General features: G+C 55.0%; 15 protein-coding genes. 9 read left to right on the plus strand and 6 right to left on the minus strand.

The annotated features are described in order from the left end of the window. Positions 1-215: 215 nt before the first annotated feature. Positions 216-2,765: an EAL domain-containing protein gene (locus tag FGO67_RS00800; protein WP_203298845.1), complete on the plus strand. Its 2,550-nt coding sequence runs from the start codon at positions 216-218 to the stop codon at positions 2,763-2,765. Between the two features lie 237 nt (positions 2,766-3,002). Here FGO67_RS00800 and FGO67_RS00805 read toward each other — a convergent pair whose 3' ends face one another. Both FGO67_RS00805 and FGO67_RS00810 read right to left on the minus strand, forming a co-directional pair. Continuing rightward, positions 3,003-3,461 carry a response regulator gene (locus tag FGO67_RS00805; RefSeq protein ID WP_238942121.1) on the minus strand — a complete coding sequence of 153 codons (459 nt, stop codon included), beginning with the start codon at positions 3,459-3,461 and terminating at the stop codon, positions 3,003-3,005. A gap of 19 nt (positions 3,462-3,480) precedes the next feature. Further along, entirely contained in the window at positions 3,481-3,630 is a 150-nt protein-coding gene (locus FGO67_RS00810; protein ID WP_203298846.1) for a hypothetical protein, read from the minus strand. Positions 3,631-4,070: 440 nt separating this feature from the next. Here FGO67_RS00810 and FGO67_RS00815 point away from each other — a divergent pair, with 440 nt between their 5' ends. Continuing rightward, positions 4,071-6,422 carry a 7TM diverse intracellular signaling domain-containing protein gene (locus tag FGO67_RS00815; RefSeq protein ID WP_203298847.1) on the plus strand — a complete coding sequence of 784 codons (2,352 nt, stop codon included), beginning with the start codon at positions 4,071-4,073 and terminating at the stop codon, positions 6,420-6,422. Positions 6,423-6,453: 31 nt separating this feature from the next. Here the strand turns inward: FGO67_RS00815 and FGO67_RS00820 are convergent, their stop codons facing one another. Then, positions 6,454-7,146, minus strand: coding sequence for a type 2 periplasmic-binding domain-containing protein (locus tag FGO67_RS00820; protein WP_203298848.1), 693 nt, complete (start codon positions 7,144-7,146; stop codon positions 6,454-6,456). 214 nt (positions 7,147-7,360) lie between these two features. Here FGO67_RS00820 and FGO67_RS00825 point away from each other — a divergent pair, with 214 nt between their 5' ends. The 7 genes from FGO67_RS00825 (at position 7,361) to FGO67_RS00855 (ending at position 12,960) form a co-directional block, all read left to right on the plus strand. Continuing rightward, entirely contained in the window at positions 7,361-8,056 is a 696-nt protein-coding gene (locus tag FGO67_RS00825) for an ABC transporter permease (protein ID WP_203298849.1), read from the plus strand. Then, the gene (locus FGO67_RS00830) at positions 8,049-8,759 is read left to right on the plus strand and encodes an ATP-binding cassette domain-containing protein (RefSeq protein ID WP_203298850.1); all 711 of its coding nucleotides are present in this window, start codon (positions 8,049-8,051) and stop codon (positions 8,757-8,759) included. The genes FGO67_RS00825 and FGO67_RS00830 overlap by 8 nt, the downstream gene beginning before the upstream one ends. A 56-nt stretch (positions 8,760-8,815) precedes the next feature. Next, entirely contained in the window at positions 8,816-9,613 is a 798-nt protein-coding gene (locus tag FGO67_RS00835) for an ABC transporter substrate-binding protein (RefSeq protein ID WP_203298851.1), read from the plus strand. Positions 9,614-9,713: 100 nt separating this feature from the next. Then, positions 9,714-10,583 (plus strand): formate dehydrogenase accessory sulfurtransferase FdhD, encoded by an 870-nt coding sequence (locus tag FGO67_RS00840; RefSeq protein WP_203298852.1) that lies wholly within the window; start codon positions 9,714-9,716, stop codon positions 10,581-10,583. A gap of 12 nt (positions 10,584-10,595) precedes the next feature. Next, on the plus strand, positions 10,596-11,183 hold the full coding sequence (gene mobA / locus FGO67_RS00845) for a molybdenum cofactor guanylyltransferase MobA (RefSeq protein ID WP_203298853.1): 588 nt from the start codon (positions 10,596-10,598) through the stop codon (positions 11,181-11,183). Further along, a complete protein-coding gene (mobB, locus tag FGO67_RS00850) occupies positions 11,180-11,701 on the plus strand; it encodes a molybdopterin-guanine dinucleotide biosynthesis protein B (protein ID WP_203298854.1) in 522 nt (173 codons plus the stop codon). Before mobA ends, mobB begins: the two co-directional genes overlap by 4 nt. Then, positions 11,698-12,960: a molybdopterin-binding protein gene (locus tag FGO67_RS00855; protein WP_203298855.1), complete on the plus strand. Its 1,263-nt coding sequence runs from the start codon at positions 11,698-11,700 to the stop codon at positions 12,958-12,960. The genes mobB and FGO67_RS00855 overlap by 4 nt, the downstream gene beginning before the upstream one ends. Here the strand turns inward: FGO67_RS00855 and FGO67_RS00860 are convergent, their stop codons facing one another. Genes FGO67_RS00860 through FGO67_RS00870 form a run of 3 tightly spaced genes read right to left on the minus strand, consistent with a single transcriptional unit; the run spans position 12,961 to position 14,983 of the window. Beyond that, positions 12,961-13,437: a DUF6505 family protein gene (locus tag FGO67_RS00860; RefSeq protein ID WP_203298856.1), complete on the minus strand. Its 477-nt coding sequence runs from the start codon at positions 13,435-13,437 to the stop codon at positions 12,961-12,963. It lies immediately after the preceding gene. Then, complete coding sequence (locus FGO67_RS00865; RefSeq protein WP_203298857.1) at positions 13,434-14,138, minus strand: biotin/lipoate--protein ligase family protein; 705 nt, start codon at positions 14,136-14,138, stop codon at positions 13,434-13,436. The genes FGO67_RS00860 and FGO67_RS00865 overlap by 4 nt, the downstream gene beginning before the upstream one ends. Next, a complete protein-coding gene (locus tag FGO67_RS00870) occupies positions 14,135-14,983 on the minus strand; it encodes an Mrp/NBP35 family ATP-binding protein (RefSeq protein ID WP_203298858.1) in 849 nt (282 codons plus the stop codon). Before FGO67_RS00870 ends, FGO67_RS00865 begins: the two co-directional genes overlap by 4 nt. Positions 14,984-14,985 lie beyond the last annotated feature (2 nt).

The raw sequence follows: 14,985 nt of genomic DNA on the forward strand, positions 1-14,985 counted from the left end.
GCATTCACCTCCAACACCCGTAGATTTGGCATCTAGTGAAACGACATCAGAGCGCCTGCTCTGCCGAGAGTTTGCCACATCTCTGGCACGAAGAAAGAATGTCAGGTGGGTAAAAAACTGTAAATTTTCGTATTTCCTGAATACGAAGAGGCAGAGCTACTTTATAGTTTTTCGACTACATAGTTCTTCGACAACCCCACGGAAAAGACCAGTCGATGTTTCAGCTGAACTTCACCAAAGAAAGCACTCCCATAGAGCTTGCTCTCACCGGCAACCACTCTTTACCACTGGTCGCTCTGTCTGTACTCATAGCGATTCTCGCAGCCTTTGCCAGCGTTAGCCATGTCGATTTGATGCGCGCGACCAAGTCTCAATCTGTAGCTCATCGCTGGCATCTAACCGGCGCTTTAGCGATGGGTATCGGTGTGTGGACTATGCACTTCGTTGGAATGGTTGCATTTCAGCTGCCAATGGACGTGTATTTTGAGCCTTTGAAGACGTCGATCTCAGTTATCCCAGCTATTTTCGCGGGTTACATTGGTCTAAGCGTACTTCGTAACATCAAGCCTAGTGGCTTCGCTATCGTTTGCGGAGGCACGCTGATGGGGGTTGGCATTGGCGTAATGCACTATATTGGCATGGGAGGAATGCTAGTAAGCGCAGAAATGGCCTACCGCCCGGAGCTCTTTGCACTGTCCATCCTCAGCGCTGCGGTAATGGCAAGCTTAGCCCTGGCAGTTCCGCGCCTGTTAATGGTTTTGCAGTACAAGTTCGATATCCGGAATTTTCCATCCTTATTAAAGCTAGCCACTGCGTCACTGATGGGACTTGCCATATCCAGCCTGCACTACGTTGCCATGTCTGCGACTGTCTTTTTGCCCTTGGATGGGGCAATTGCTCCAAAGCCGAGTCACATCATCGATGAAACGCTCATTGCAGCCCTTGCTGTTATTGCGAGCATTTCTATTCTGGTTGTCTCGACCATCACCGTTATCCTGCGCTTTCGGATTCTCACATCGGACAGCTTGGCCGAGAAATCCGAACGCCAAGCTCGACAAATGGAGGACCGGTTCCAGAGGCTGGTGTCTCGATTGCCGGGCACGGTCTATCAGTTCCAGCTGGATCCCGACGGCCGCATGCATATCCCCTACGCCAGTGACGCGATCGAGAGTGTTCACGGTGTAACGGCAGACGAAGTTAAGCATAACGCTGATCGTATCTTTCAGCTTGTTCATCGTGATGATCTGGAAAAGCTGACGTTGTCGATCCAGCAGTCGGCTCAAACCCTGAGTGTCTGGAAACATGAATACCGTATCTGCCTGAACGAAGGTGAGCATTGGCTGCAAGGGAACGCCATCCCAGAACGTTTGGAGGATGGGAGCGTCCTGTGGAATGGCTTCATCACTGATGTAACTGAAAAAAAACAGGCCGAAGCTCGCATCAACCAACTGGCTTTTTACGATGACCTGACAGGCTTACCCAATCGACGATTATTTGAAGACCGATTAGGGTTCGCTCTCGCAACTGCCTCCAGACATCAACAGTATGGCGCCCTGCTCTATCTGGATCTGGATGATTTTAAGAGCCTTAACGATACGTTAGGACACTCTTTTGGAGACAAGCTGCTCCGAAGTCTTGCTGACATCCTAAGTCGCAATTTTCGTGAAACAGACACCGTTGCACGGCTTGGCGGTGATGAATTTGTGATTATCGCTGGCAATCTAGGGGGATCAGAAGAAATCGCAACCCAAAATGCAAACCGACTTGCACAAAATCTGTTAACCCTCCTTAACAAGCCTGTTGATCTAAATGGCTACGAGTATAAATGTGAGACGAGTATCGGCATTGCATTGTTCGATGGTGCGGAACAGTCCAGAGAGGAGCTGTTAAAAAGAGCAGACACGGCGATGTATGAAGCCAAATCTGTCGGCCGTAATGTCATCCGATTTCACGACCCCCACATTCAGTCCATCCTTGCCAAAAGGTTCCGGCTTGAAATTGAGCTAAGACAGGCGATGGAACGAAACGAACTCACACTGGCTTATCAAAAACAAATCGGCCGAAATGGCAGATGTGAGGGATTAGAAGCCCTGCTGCGATGGAAGCACCCGCAACAGGGCTTTATCTCCCCTGCAAATTTCATCCCTATTGCCGAATACAACGGACTGATAATTCCTCTCGGCCAATGGGTTCTGAAAAACGCTTGCAGCCAGCTCTCGGTTTGGCAGCAAGAGCCAAAAACTCGAGATTTACACGTCTCTGTGAATGTTAGCTCAAAACAATTTCACCAGCCTGATTTCGTTGAAATTGTAATGAGAACTTTGGAGCAGGCGGGGGCGACGGCAGACGGACTATGCCTGGAGGTCACAGAATCGATAGTATTGGATGATCTCGAGGATGCACTGGTGAAAATGCAGGCCTTAAAAGCGCACGGCATCCGAATCGCTATGGACGACTTCGGGACTGGCTACTCATCTATGGCTTACCTCTCCAGACTACCGTTCGACGAGGTCAAAATAGACAAGTCCTTCGTCCAGCAGGCAGATGAACAAACCAACGGTAACGAGTGGGTTATTATTGAGACTATTATAACGATGGCTCGTAAACTGGGAATGCGGGTCGTAGCTGAGGGCGTAGAAACGTCTCGGCAGCACGAGCTTCTTGACAAACTGGGCTGCGATTGTTTTCAAGGCTTCTATTTCAGTCACCCAGTCGATCTGCAAACTTTGAGCCGCTCACTGCTTGAAGAGGAGCCTGTAATTTAGTTCTCCGATTAACTCAATTTCGGCACATAGATCATGCTATGAGTTTTCGAGGTGAATCGCCACGGATTAGCTAGGCACCCTTCAGCTTTACAAGTTACCTCGCTGACCAGCCCCTCATCCCAACGCTTTCTGTGCTCGGACGTTCATCAAGATCCCAGCGATGTTGGTAAGACGCCCTCATTTCTGGACTGCGCAAGCAGCTCTGGCTGAACCTAAATGGGGCCAGGGTCAATGTTACTAACTGGAACAAACCTTCCTAGTGCGGCTCCTCGAATTCCGATCATGGACTCGTTTATCCAGAGCCTTTAACAAATCGCTAGGAATAATCTGGGATTTGAGCAACACCGACTCGACCTTGCGGGCCTCATCAGCTGTCAATTCGGTGCCAGAGAGAACCAGCACCCCCGCCTCAGGTTGCAGGGCACGTATTTCGGGCAGCAAAACCCAACCAGAGCCATCGGGCAGGCCGATATCCAGAATGATTACGTCGAAGCGCTCATGCGCAACCCGCTCTCGTGCCTTACGCACGGAGGTCTCCTGCATAAAATCAAATCGTTCGCCCGCCATTGCACGAATGACCTGATGGACATCCGAATCATCCTCCACATGCAGCACACGCGCTTTGGAGTGCTCTGATGTGGCGAACAGCCTTTCCAGGGATTCAAGCAGTCGCCACTCGTCTATGGGCTTGGCCAACCACTCGATACCAGAAAAATCACCATTGATTGCCAGATGCCCACTGCAAGCAGCGCCGCGAGAAAAGTGGCAGACTGAGGTAATTCCCGCCCAAGGCCAGCAGCGCGAGCGCCAGGGTGGCCACGACTTTGCCTCGCGGGCTCGCTGCAGAAGTTTTTGGAACGCTCATGACGCATTCCCAGTACCCGTTGTTTTATCGTTAAACCAGAAACTCCCGCGCTCATTGGCCCGCCAGACCAATCGTCTCCGCGTCATTCTCGCTCGATTCGTGAGGCTCGCGAGGTCAGCTCTTCTCTCCTGCCCCGTTCTCACTTCGACTGCGCCTTGGATAGCCCAGTCCCAAAAGCTCGCCAATTCTCTGCAAAGTGTAGATCTCACAGGCAAAACTTGAAGCAACTGCCGAATCACAATCGGTAGCGCGGTCAACGTCCTCGGCTGTTCAACTGCCCCTTGTGACTCTCAGACGAATTTATCGCAGCGTGGAGCTATACAGGCAGCACACTCTTGAGTACGCTGCGAAGCATCGTCATCAACGACACACCCACTCAAATTACAGCGCGAAGCTTTGAACTTCCGTAGCTCGAACAGATCAGAAAACAGGATAGAAAGATGGGCCATATTGGATTGAGCGCCTTGAGACTCCGAGCAGCACTGGTTTTCCTCCTTCTGCTTCTATCCTCTGATTTATGGGCGAACGAAAATTCAGCGGGCTTTCTCGATCTGGCGTCCCGAATTGAAGTTTTTGAAGGCGATTGGGATAACCCTACCCGTCCGGCTCAGTCCAAACAGGGCTGGACACCTATGAGCGAAACTTCGTTCAGAGCCCAGGACACGCGGCAATTCATCTGGTTGCGAACCGAGCTGACGAGCTCTGAAATCACCTCAAAACCGTTTCTCCTGCTGCACCCTTACGCCCAAAACGTACAAGTCTATGTGGATGGTGAAGCCGCTACTGCTGAGCCGGTGGCTTACTGGAGTCATCCTGAGCAAAGACCCTTGCCCCACCATTTCATCGCAATCCCCTTGGATAAGGTCACGCGGGATACCAAGGCCGGGAAGCATACGATCCACATCAGGATCGAGCCACATATGCACATCAACACCTTTTTTTACTTGCTCGATGACCGCGAACTTGTAAAGGAGCTTACCTTTCACACAGCGTTAGCATTTGCGCTACTCGCGATCATCATCATCATGGCGATCTATAACCTTTTTCTGTATTTCAGCGTTCGGGACAGGGTCTATCTGATCTATGTGGCGGCATCTCTGGCTACTCTGGCTTACTCTTCTCTCCTGATGAACGTCCAGGTGTATTTCCTCGATGTACCAGACTTCTCCCCGAAAATAGGCTTTTTTGCCGGCTTATCATCATTGATTCTCCATGTGCTCCTTTTTCAAAAGCTATTGGACACAAAACGGACTTATCCCCGCATCCACAAGTTTTCCTACGGGCTCACCGCCTTCGGCGTTGCCTGGCTCATTTCTGCGCCTTTGCTGACGTTTACCGTCCTGCTGATAGGGTGGATGGCCGTAGGCTACACGGTCTATCTCGGCGCACTGGTTCTCGCCATTCCACTTGCGATAAGAGGTTATCGGCCTGCCCGATATTTCCTTGTCGGCTGGATTCCTTACCTTGCAGCTATTGTTCTAACCAGTTTTGAATACGCGTCATTGATTGAACCGACCAACTGGGCGTCTTACTTCGTCCCGGCAGCGCTTTCTTGGGAAATGGCACTTTTCTCTCTCGCTTTGGCATCTCGCATAAAAACCCTCCGTGACGAGCGCGACACCCTCCTCGCCCACCAAATTCAGGTTAGCGAAACAGCCCGCGAAGCCCTTGAACGCAGTAACCGCATCAAGGACGACTTCCTGAATGCAGTCAGCCACGAGCTGCGAACGCCCTTGCACACCATTCAGGGCCAGCTTGATCTGCTTCAGGATGCACCCTTTAGCACAGAGCAAATCGAGGCCCTTCGTCTGATCGAACGCGCCAACCTGCGCGTTACCCGTCAAGTCGGCGGTATTCTGGATTTTGTGGATGCCCAGGGCGACAACCTGCTCACTTCTCCTCAGGTATTCGAGCCAAAGTCCCTGTTTGATCTTCTCAGCGATGAATTTAGAGAAGCGGCCATGGCAAAACCGATTGCTCTGACGTTCCGCATGAGTGAAAAGGTGCCGACCAAGATTTCCATGGATGGGCTGATGCTGGAAAAGGTGCTGTACCAGCTCATTGATAATGCAGTGAAATTCACACCCGCGGGCGGCGAGGTATTGGTTCAAGGGGACCAGCACCAAGCCGACTCTGTTTTACACATTGTGATTTCAGACACTGGCCCGGGCATCCGGGATGATCAAAGAGAGAAAGTGTTCCAGGCCTTCAGACAGGGCGAAGCCGGTCTCACCCGTCGCTATGGCGGCGTAGGCCTCGGATTGCCCCTGGCCAGTTCATTAGTCAGTGCCCTTGGCGGGCACGTAACAGTTGTGGAGTCATCAGACCAGGGGACCACACTGGAAGTCACGGTGCCTTATGGCGACGTTCACCAATCTGGTGTTGATGAGCTGAGCGTGGAATGCCATCAGCCTGCTAATGCTGTGCCGAAAGTTCTTGTGGTGGAGGACGATGCCTGCAACCAGAAGATTATTCGCAAACAGCTGGAAAGGCTGGGCGCGGTCTCAAAATGCGTCCAGAACGGTGAGGAGGCTGTAAAAGCGGCAATAAATGAGCCCTGGGACCTGATCTTGATGGACTGTCAGATGCCCATCATGGATGGCATTGAGGCAACCAGGGAAATCCGACTCAACGCCTCCGCTAATCTGGACACCCCGATTATCGCAGTCACGGCGAATGCCAGTGAAAGCTTCCGCATCCAGTGTCTCGAGGCAGGCATGGATGATTACTACACCAAACCGCTGCGCATGGAAAATCTGAAACGGCTGGTTGCCCGGCATGCGGAGGCTTAAATATTTATGTCCCGCTCCCTCTCATTTTCTTTCAGAGGCGACACCGAGCATTCGCGGCGTTCATAGCATGCAATAACTCCGGCGCGGTGTTGCTGACATAAAACGCCACATCCAGATCACGCACGCTCTCGACAACAAACTGCTCATCACTATCGGCGGTCATAGCGCCGAACGTCTTCTCGGTGATGAGGACATAATCAGCCCTTTCCCTGCGCAGCATCTCTAATGCCTGGCCCCATTCACTAACCCCAAAGATTGGCCCTTCAAGATCTTTGAGCATGGTTTTACCGGCAAAGCCACGAATGTAGGCATACCTGACATCGTGCCCATCAGGCTGAGCCGAATTGGCGGGCAAGGATATTCGCAGGTAACTTGAGCCAAAGACGGTGTCGCCGAAGGTGGCGAACCCATCCCTGGAAGGATCATGAACGAGCGGCAGCCCCACATCTACGTTGCCCGCGCGCAATTCATTGATCAGCCGTGCCAGCGGCAAAACCACGAATTCGAAGCGATACCCCGAACCGTTGATCACACAGTTGTAGCCTGCGGAAAGCTCCCCTTTAAGCTGCCCGTTGTCCGGGGCAATGACACTGGCGAACTCCTGCCCAATGCCTATCCGAATACCCTGCCCGAACGCTAAAACCGGAAATACCATTAGCGCCAAGAGTAACGCTGACATTCTTCGGTCTTTCATTTTTTCCCTGGTCGGCCAAGCGAGAACCATAATTCCTCCTTGAATTACTGCTTAAAGTTTCGCACCTTGCTCTGGTCAATCACTGAATCTACAGATCTTGTTGATGAGCGGAAAGCGATACTTCAATGACTTGAGAATACCGGCGGTTTCCTCACCGCTCAGCTTCGATCCGCCCGAAACCCTTGAGAATCTGGAACAAAGAAGGTTCAATCTCCGATTCACTACTTCAGGACTCCACTCGTAAATGGACTCTTTGGTTGAAGCCTTTCGACTGATAATCACGCTGGACGCAGATTTATTCGAAATTCTCTGGCTGTCCGTCCGGGTCAGTCTGGTTGCCCTATTCATCTCCGCCATCATCGGTTTGCCGCTGGGAACCTGGCTGGCGATCGCCCAGTTCCCGGGACGGAAATTCTGCATCCTTTTACTCAATGCCCTGATGGGCATGCCACCTGTGGTCGTTGGCCTGATGGTCTACCTACTGTTGTCGCGGTCTGGCCCGCTGGGCTGGATGGGGCTGCTATACACACCCACGGCCATGATCATTGCCCAGGTCGTACTGATTACCCCGATCATCGCAGCTCTTTCGAACCAAGTGATTGAGCACCTGCACCAGGAGTACAGCGATACCTTTTACTCCATGGGTGTCACCGGACGGCGGGCGGTGGCGGCCTACCTGGTGGATGCGCGCTATGCTCTGACCACCTGCATTCTGGCAGGTTTCGGACGCGCCATCGCGGAGGTTGGTGCCGTTATCATCGTAGGCGGTAACATTGATCACCTGACCCGCGTGATGACCACCGCCATCGCACTGGAGACCTCTAAAGGCAATCTGACTCTGGCCTTGGCGCTGGGTGCAATACTGCTTACGCTCTCCTTACTGGTCAACGCCCTGGTGATCGGTGTCCGCGAATACGCAGCGAAGCGCCAATATGCCTAATCCGCTCTTACCGATTCGTATCAGTGATCTTCGTCTTATCAAGGGTGATCGCCCGGTGCTGGGCGGTGTGGATCTGATGATTGATACCCCCGGAATTACTGTGATCATGGGGCCAAACGGCGCCGGCAAGAGCTTGCTGCTACGCTGCCTACACGGGCTGATTAAGCCGGATCAGGGGCACATCACTCTTGGTCAGCTAAAAGTACCGGAAAGCCGGAGCTGGCAAGCCATGGTGTTTCAGCAACCGGTACTTCTGCGGCGAACGGTACTGCAGAATCTGGCCTTCGCCGCCCCGGAAATTGCAAAGTCCAGCCCCCAACGTTTGCTTCAAGCCCTGGATGCGGTGAATTTGGCGGAACTGGTCAACCAACCGGCTCGTATGTTGTCGGGAGGGGAACAGCAACGACTGTCGCTCGCGCGGGCGCTGCTGAGCAAACCTGCGCTGCTGCTACTGGATGAAGCAACGGCCAGCCTGGACCCAGCGTCCGTGCTGTTGATTGAATCCCTGTTGAAAGCCCAGAGCGCCCATGGAACGAAGGTGATTCTGGTCAGTCACGACCAAGGTCAGGCTCGACGAATGGCCGATGAAGTCGTATTTATATCCAATGGACAGGTAGCCGAACAGGGGCCGGCGAAGGAGTTCTTTACCTCCCCCGAAACCCCGATGGCACAGGCATACCTGGCCGGTGAACTGCTGTTCTAGGCGCATTCGTACTTTTGGGGTGCTCCGGGCGACGACCACTAATTAAGAGGGCAACCATGAAGAACCTGTTTATTGCCGCAACATTGGCCCTGAGCACTCCGAGCCTGGCCGACACCATTATTGTTCAATCGACCACTTCAACCAAAAACAGTGGTTTCTACGATTACCTGCTTCCTATGATAAAAAAGGACACAGGCATTCAGGTTAACGTCGTGGCCGTAGGTACCGGGCAGGCGATCAAGAACGCTCGACGTTGTGATGGCGACGTCCTGCTGGTGCACGCCAAGGAAGCCGAAGAAAAGTTTGTCGCCGACGGTTATGGCGAATACCGTCAGGACCTGATGTACAACGACTTTGTCATCATCGGGCCCGACACCGATCCGGCCGATGTGGCCGGAGCGAGCGACGTCATCGACGCACTGCAGCGAATTGAACAAGCCGGTGCCAAATTTGCATCACGCGGCGATGATTCAGGGACTCACAAAAAGGAACGGGCCTTATGGCAAGAGGCCGGCATTGACCCTGTCGAAGGGTCTGGCCAATGGTACCTTGAAACCGGCAGCGGCATGGGCGCCACCCTGAATACCGGCGTGGGCCTCAGTGCCTACGTGCTGACCGACAGAGCCACCTGGATCACCTTTGCCAACAAGCAGGATGCGGTCATTGCTTTTGAGGGAGACCCGACCTTATTTAACCAATACGGTGTCATTCCCGTGAGTGCCGAGAAGTGTCCCAGCGTTAATCGGGAGGGAGCGGAGATCTTCGCGCGGTGGTTGCTGTCCGAGACCGGACAAGCCACCATTGTTTCCTATAAGGTGGACGGAAAACAGCTGTTTTTCCCGAACGCTAACTAGCCAGAACAGATACGATTAAAGTGCTGAAGCGTATTTCGGAGCACATATCCAAAAGCGCAGTTTCTTTATTGAGTAATTTCCCACGCGGGCTACAACAACAATGACGATAGAACCTCTTCTTCCCAATCCGACCGATCCTCGGCTATCCCGCACTGTTGAGGGCATTGATGAAACCGGGCAACCGAAATCGATCAGTGTCATCGAAGAGCGCCCACTGACCATCTACCTGAACAGCCAGGAAATCGTCACAGCAATGACCATCGGCGACTACCCGGAATACCTGGCGCTCGGATTCCTTTTGAATCAGGGTATGCTTCATGAGAGCGACCAGGTTACCGGCATTGATTTTGACGAAGAGCTGGAAGTGGCTGTCGTTCGCACTGCCAGTGTCACGGATGTCGAGGAAAAACTGAAAAAGAAAACCCGTACTTCGGGCTGTGCGGTGGGGACGGTGTTCGGAGACATGATGGCCGGCCTTGATGGCTTGTTACTACCGGACACCCCGGTGCACACCAGCACCTTCTACGACCTCTCCTATCAGATTAACCACACCCCCAGCCTGTATATGGAAACCGGCGCCATTCATGGCACCGCTCTGTGTCAGGGCCAGCAGGTACTGGCCTACATGGAGGATGTCGGGCGTCACAACGCAGTCGACAAAATAGCGGGCTGGATGCACCTGAACACTATCTCGGCAGCCGATAAAGTCCTCTACACCACGGGCCGGCTGACCTCCGAAATGGTGATCAAGACCGCGCTGATGGGCATTCCAACGCTGATCAGTCGGTCGGGGTTTACCGCTTGGGGCGTAGATATCGCCCGACAGGTGGGGTTAACCCTGATCGGACGGATGCGCGGCAAGAAATTCACCTGCCTTAGTGGCCAGCATCGCCTGGTGTTCGATCAGGATCTCTCCCAGGTGCCGGATGAGGACAAAAAGATGCGACGTAAAGGCGCGGCCCATGATTGACGGAGACCAGGCATGACACAGTGTGCAGTCATTCTGGCCGGCGGCCAGGCAAACCGCATGGGCGGTGGTGACAAAGGGCGATTGATGTTGGGCGACCAGTCCCTGATCCAACGTGTGGTTGATCGAATCACACCCCAGGTCGATGCCGTGGTGTTGAATGCAAACGGGGATTTGAGTCGCTTCGACGATTTGAGCCTACCGGTAGTGGCCGACTCGATCCCCGATTTCCCGGGTCCACTGGCCGGTGTGTTGGCAGGCATGGATTGGGCCGCCGAACAGGGGCACGAGTGGCTGATCAGCGTCGCTGCGGATACCCCGTCGTTCCCGCTGGACCTGGCCGAGCGGCTGGCCGAATGCAACACTCCCGTGGTGTTGGCGGCGACACCGGATCCGGAGCGCGGCCGCCTGCCCCAACCAACCTTTGGCCGCTGGCACGTCGCGTTACGGGATGATCTGAGAGCCGCCCTGAATGAGGGCGTGCGCAAGATCCGGCAATGGACCCAGGCCCAAGGTGAGTCGCTGGTGGTGTTTGGGCAGGACGATTTTTTCAACATCAATACGCCAGAGGATCTGGCCTGGGCGGAGCAACACCTGAAGTGAACGTTATTGGCATCGTAGGTTGGAAAAACTCCGGAAAAACCACCCTGGCAAGCGCATTAATCCGCGAACTCAACGCCCGGGGGCTGCGGGTGAACTCGATCAAGCATGCCCATCACGGGGTGGATGTCGATCAGCCCGGCACCGACAGCTATCAACATCGGGAAGCCGGAGCCCAGGAAGTGATTCTGGCCGGAGGCCAGCGCTTCGCCATCATGCACGAATTGCGCGGCGCGGCTGAGCCAACCATGGATGAGTTGCTGGCGCGCCTTGGCCCCTGCGACTGGGTGGTGGTGGAAGGCTTCAAGTCCCACTCGCACCCAAAAATTGAAGTACACCGGCAGGCGAGCGAACGCCCCCCCCTGTACCCCCAGGACGAAAGCATCATTGCCGTTGCCGCGGACTACACGCCGGAGTTCCCGGGTCCCGTTTTCGATGCCAATGATGTTGCCGGAATTGCTGACTTCGTCCAGGGCCTGGAAACACCTTCAGTGAACAAGCGACGCACGGGAGACGCATGAACGAAAACACCGCCAAGCCACTGCGTAACGACTGTTTCGCCCTGCCACCAGGTGTGAACTGGACGCCGGTAGACGAAGCCCTGGAGCGGTTGCGTTCACGCTTGCATCCAGTGGTAAGCGTGAACCGTGCGGTTCCGCTGTCACAGGTGAATGGCCGGATCCTGGCACAAGACGTCTATGCGCCCCGTGCTCACCCTCCCAGCAGCAATTCCGCAGTCGACGGTTATGCCTTTGCCGGACCACTGACCACCGTGCCCTGCACCCTGCCCCTGATTGATGCCCGGAGTGCTGCCGGCGAGCCTTACACCGGGCATGTGCCGGAGGGCCACGCCATCCGGATTCTAACCGGGGCAGTGATGCCGGCCGGCACCGACACAGTAGTGCTTGAGGAAGACTGCGAGGTTATCAATCACGAACTGCACCTGCAGGGGACCCTGAAAGCGGGCGCCAACCGGCGCAAAGCCGGTGAGGACATCCAGGCTCAAGACCGAATTCTGACCGCCGGAACCCGCCTGACACCTACTCAGATTTCCGTCCTCGCCAGTGTCGGGGTCGACTCAGTGGACGTATTTTCGAGGCTACGCGTGGGTGTTCTGTCCACCGGCGATGAAGTAAAACCGGTTGGCGCTACCGTCACCGACTGGCAGATTTACGACGCCAATCGCCCGATGCTGAGTGCACTGGTTACCCAGCTGGGTTATCAGCTAGTGGACCTGGGCCACGCATTAGACCGGGCCGACGAGGTGAAAGACGCACTGGAGCGGGGTGCCGAGCACTGCGATCTGATCCTGACCAGCGGCGGTGTTTCGGCTGGCGACGAAGATCATGTCTCAAAAACGCTCAAAGCCCACGGCGACATCAGCAACTGGCGCATTGCCATCAAGCCCGGCCGGCCCCTTGCATTGGCCATGTTCAACAGCACACCAGTAGTAGGCTTGCCAGGAAACCCGGTGGCCGCCTGGGTTTGCGCGCTGCGCTTTGGTGCACCGGCAATGGCGCTGCTGGCCGGCGGCGAATGGTTCGAGCCTCAGGGCTATGTCATGCCCGCCAATTTCTCCAAGAACAAAAAGCCGGGGCGCAGCGAGATGCTGCGGGCACGGGTCCGGGATGGGCAGGTTGAGGTGTTCGGTTCGGAAGGCTCCGGCCGGGTGACCGGCCTGGCCTGGTCCGAAGGACTGGTGGAACTGGATGAAAGCGCCCAGCAGATAGAGCCGGGCACCCCTGTTCGGTTTATTCCCTACGGCAGTTTCGGCCTGTGATCAGTCGACGCTGCCATGAACAGCAAAGGCCTCCAGTGATGCATCCTGAGGCCCCCGGGAGCGGTAGGTTTCCTCGACCCCCAATTCGGTCAGGGTGCGGCTGACCATCAACAGTGTGTTGTCCTCGAAGTCTTCACACATGTTGCGCATCTGATCGATTTCCTCACAGGCCACCGGATAGGCCGCATCGATATTCGGCGCGCCGTAATGGTCAACAAATGTCTGTGCGAGAATCCGGCGAACATGCTCCAGTTCCGGTTCGGTAATGTTGCACACACCCACGAAACTGGCGCGCCCGCCTGATTCAATGCTGTACCAGCCGTTGCTGAATGCCTGACGGGCTTTACCCTTCAGATCTGCTTCGGTCCAGTTGGAAAATTCGAAGCCGCCGGAAATCGCCCATTCACCGCTGGGCGCGGGCTTTTCAAATACGTTTTCATCGGAAATATCCAGCTGAAGGGTTCGGGCCAGTTTCATACGTGCTCCGCGAATTCGATCAAACTCAGTGTCTCGGTCATGACATCCTGACGCAACAGCATCCGGCCTTTTTCATCCAGGCCAACGAAGGTGCCTGGTTTGGGCAGCTCAATCATTTTGCCCAGAGTATCGCATCTTGGCCGCCACTCGTTGTGTACCCGGTCAAAGCCGCTGTCCAGGAAGTAGGTCAGCCACAGCAAGGTGTGCTTGGACCAGCTTTCCAGAAGGGCCATGGGCGTGATTTCGATGCAGCCTTCTTCATACAGACAGGTTTCATCCGGATTTTCTCCCGGCTGGTCCGTCCTCGGAATGAACGGTATTTCAATACCAATGACCAGCCAGTTGGGATAGGCCTTGGGATCGGACACATCCGATGCGAAACGGACACTGCCACAGAGCGCACCGTTTACCTTGATGCGATCGGGCCACTGAAAGTGCACCGGCACTTCGGGCGGGGCCAGCGCACCCAAGCTTTCGGCAAGACCTATCTGGGCCACATAGACCGCCTGAATGGCCTCTTCCAGAGGTGTTTCTGGCGCCAGCACCAGAGCCGCGCGCAGGGTGTCGTCCTGCTCGGAGTAGAACACCGTGCCGGAATCAACACCTGCGACTGCCCGGCTAACGGCTTTATCAAACGGGTCCGTGTGTCTGGGCACCACTTCTCCCGTGAGTAACGGCGGGAACTGGGGTGATTCGATCATTGGATGGCCCGGGCGTAGACGTCAGAGGCAACAATTTCATCGGCAATGCGCTGGAAAGCTTGCGCCTGAGGACTATCCGGCTTGGATACCACAATCGGAACACCGCCATCCGACCCCACACGGATATCGAGATCCAGCGGAATCTCCCCCAGGAAGGGCGAACCGAGTTTCTCTGCTTCCGCCCGCGCGCCACCGTGTCCGAACGGATGGTGCTCTTTGCCGCAGCCATCGCAGACAAACGACGCCATATTTTCGATCAGCCCAAATAGCGGAACTTCCATTCGCTTGAACATATCAATGCCCTTGCGAGCATCCATCAAGGCAATATCCTGCGGTGTCGAGACAATGACTGCACCCGCCACGAAGAACTTCTGACTCAGGGTCATCTGGACATCACCGGTGCCCGGCGGAAGATCCACGAGCAGCACGTCCAGTCGGCCCCACTCGACCTGGTTCATCATCTGCTGCAGTGCACCCATCAGCATCGGACCGCGCCAGACAATCGCTTCATCATCCGAGGCCATCAGGCCGAGAGACATCAGCGTTACGCCATGGTTCCTCAAAGGCAGAATGGTACTTCCGTCCGGACTGGAAGGCCGACCGGAGACCCCCAGCATGCGGGGCTGGCTCGGGCCATAGACGTCGGCATCCAACAGGCCGACTTTCAGGCCTTTTGAGGCCAGGGCCACCGCCAGGTTGGAGGACACAGTCGATTTACCAACGCCACCCTTGCCGGAAGCAACGGCAATAATGCGATCCACGCCCCTCGGGTTCTTGTCCTGCGGCCTTGGAGCGTCAGTTCCGATCAGATTCGGCTTTTTTCCTACTTCGGTGTACTCAACCATGG

Origin of the sequence: Marinobacter sediminum (assembly GCF_016820575.1) — a bacterium.
GTDB lineage: Bacteria > Pseudomonadota > Gammaproteobacteria > Pseudomonadales > Oleiphilaceae > Marinobacter > Marinobacter sediminum.

Bases quoted from the DNA above. Each gene is read 5' to 3' on its own strand.
- FGO67_RS00800 (WP_203298845.1), top strand. From the start codon at position 216: ATGTTTCAGCTGAACTTCACCAAAGAAAGCACTCCCATAGAGCTTGCT.
- FGO67_RS00810 (WP_203298846.1), bottom strand. From the start codon at position 3,630: ATGAGCGTTCCAAAAACTTCTGCAGCGAGCCCGCGAGGCAAAGTCGTG.
- FGO67_RS00815 (WP_203298847.1), top strand. From the start codon at position 4,071: ATGGGCCATATTGGATTGAGCGCCTTGAGACTCCGAGCAGCACTGGTT.
- FGO67_RS00820 (WP_203298848.1), bottom strand. From the start codon at position 7,146: ATGGTTCTCGCTTGGCCGACCAGGGAAAAAATGAAAGACCGAAGAATG.
- FGO67_RS00825 (WP_203298849.1), top strand. From the start codon at position 7,361: ATGGACTCTTTGGTTGAAGCCTTTCGACTGATAATCACGCTGGACGCA.
- FGO67_RS00830 (WP_203298850.1), top strand. From the start codon at position 8,049: ATGCCTAATCCGCTCTTACCGATTCGTATCAGTGATCTTCGTCTTATC.
- FGO67_RS00835 (WP_203298851.1), top strand. From the start codon at position 8,816: ATGAAGAACCTGTTTATTGCCGCAACATTGGCCCTGAGCACTCCGAGC.
- FGO67_RS00840 (WP_203298852.1), top strand. From the start codon at position 9,714: ATGACGATAGAACCTCTTCTTCCCAATCCGACCGATCCTCGGCTATCC.
- mobA (WP_203298853.1), top strand. From the start codon at position 10,596: ATGACACAGTGTGCAGTCATTCTGGCCGGCGGCCAGGCAAACCGCATG.
- FGO67_RS00855 (WP_203298855.1), top strand. From the start codon at position 11,698: ATGAACGAAAACACCGCCAAGCCACTGCGTAACGACTGTTTCGCCCTG.
- FGO67_RS00860 (WP_203298856.1), bottom strand. From the start codon at position 13,437: ATGAAACTGGCCCGAACCCTTCAGCTGGATATTTCCGATGAAAACGTA.
- FGO67_RS00865 (WP_203298857.1), bottom strand. From the start codon at position 14,138: ATGATCGAATCACCCCAGTTCCCGCCGTTACTCACGGGAGAAGTGGTG.
- FGO67_RS00870 (WP_203298858.1), bottom strand. From the start codon at position 14,983: ATGGTTGAGTACACCGAAGTAGGAAAAAAGCCGAATCTGATCGGAACT.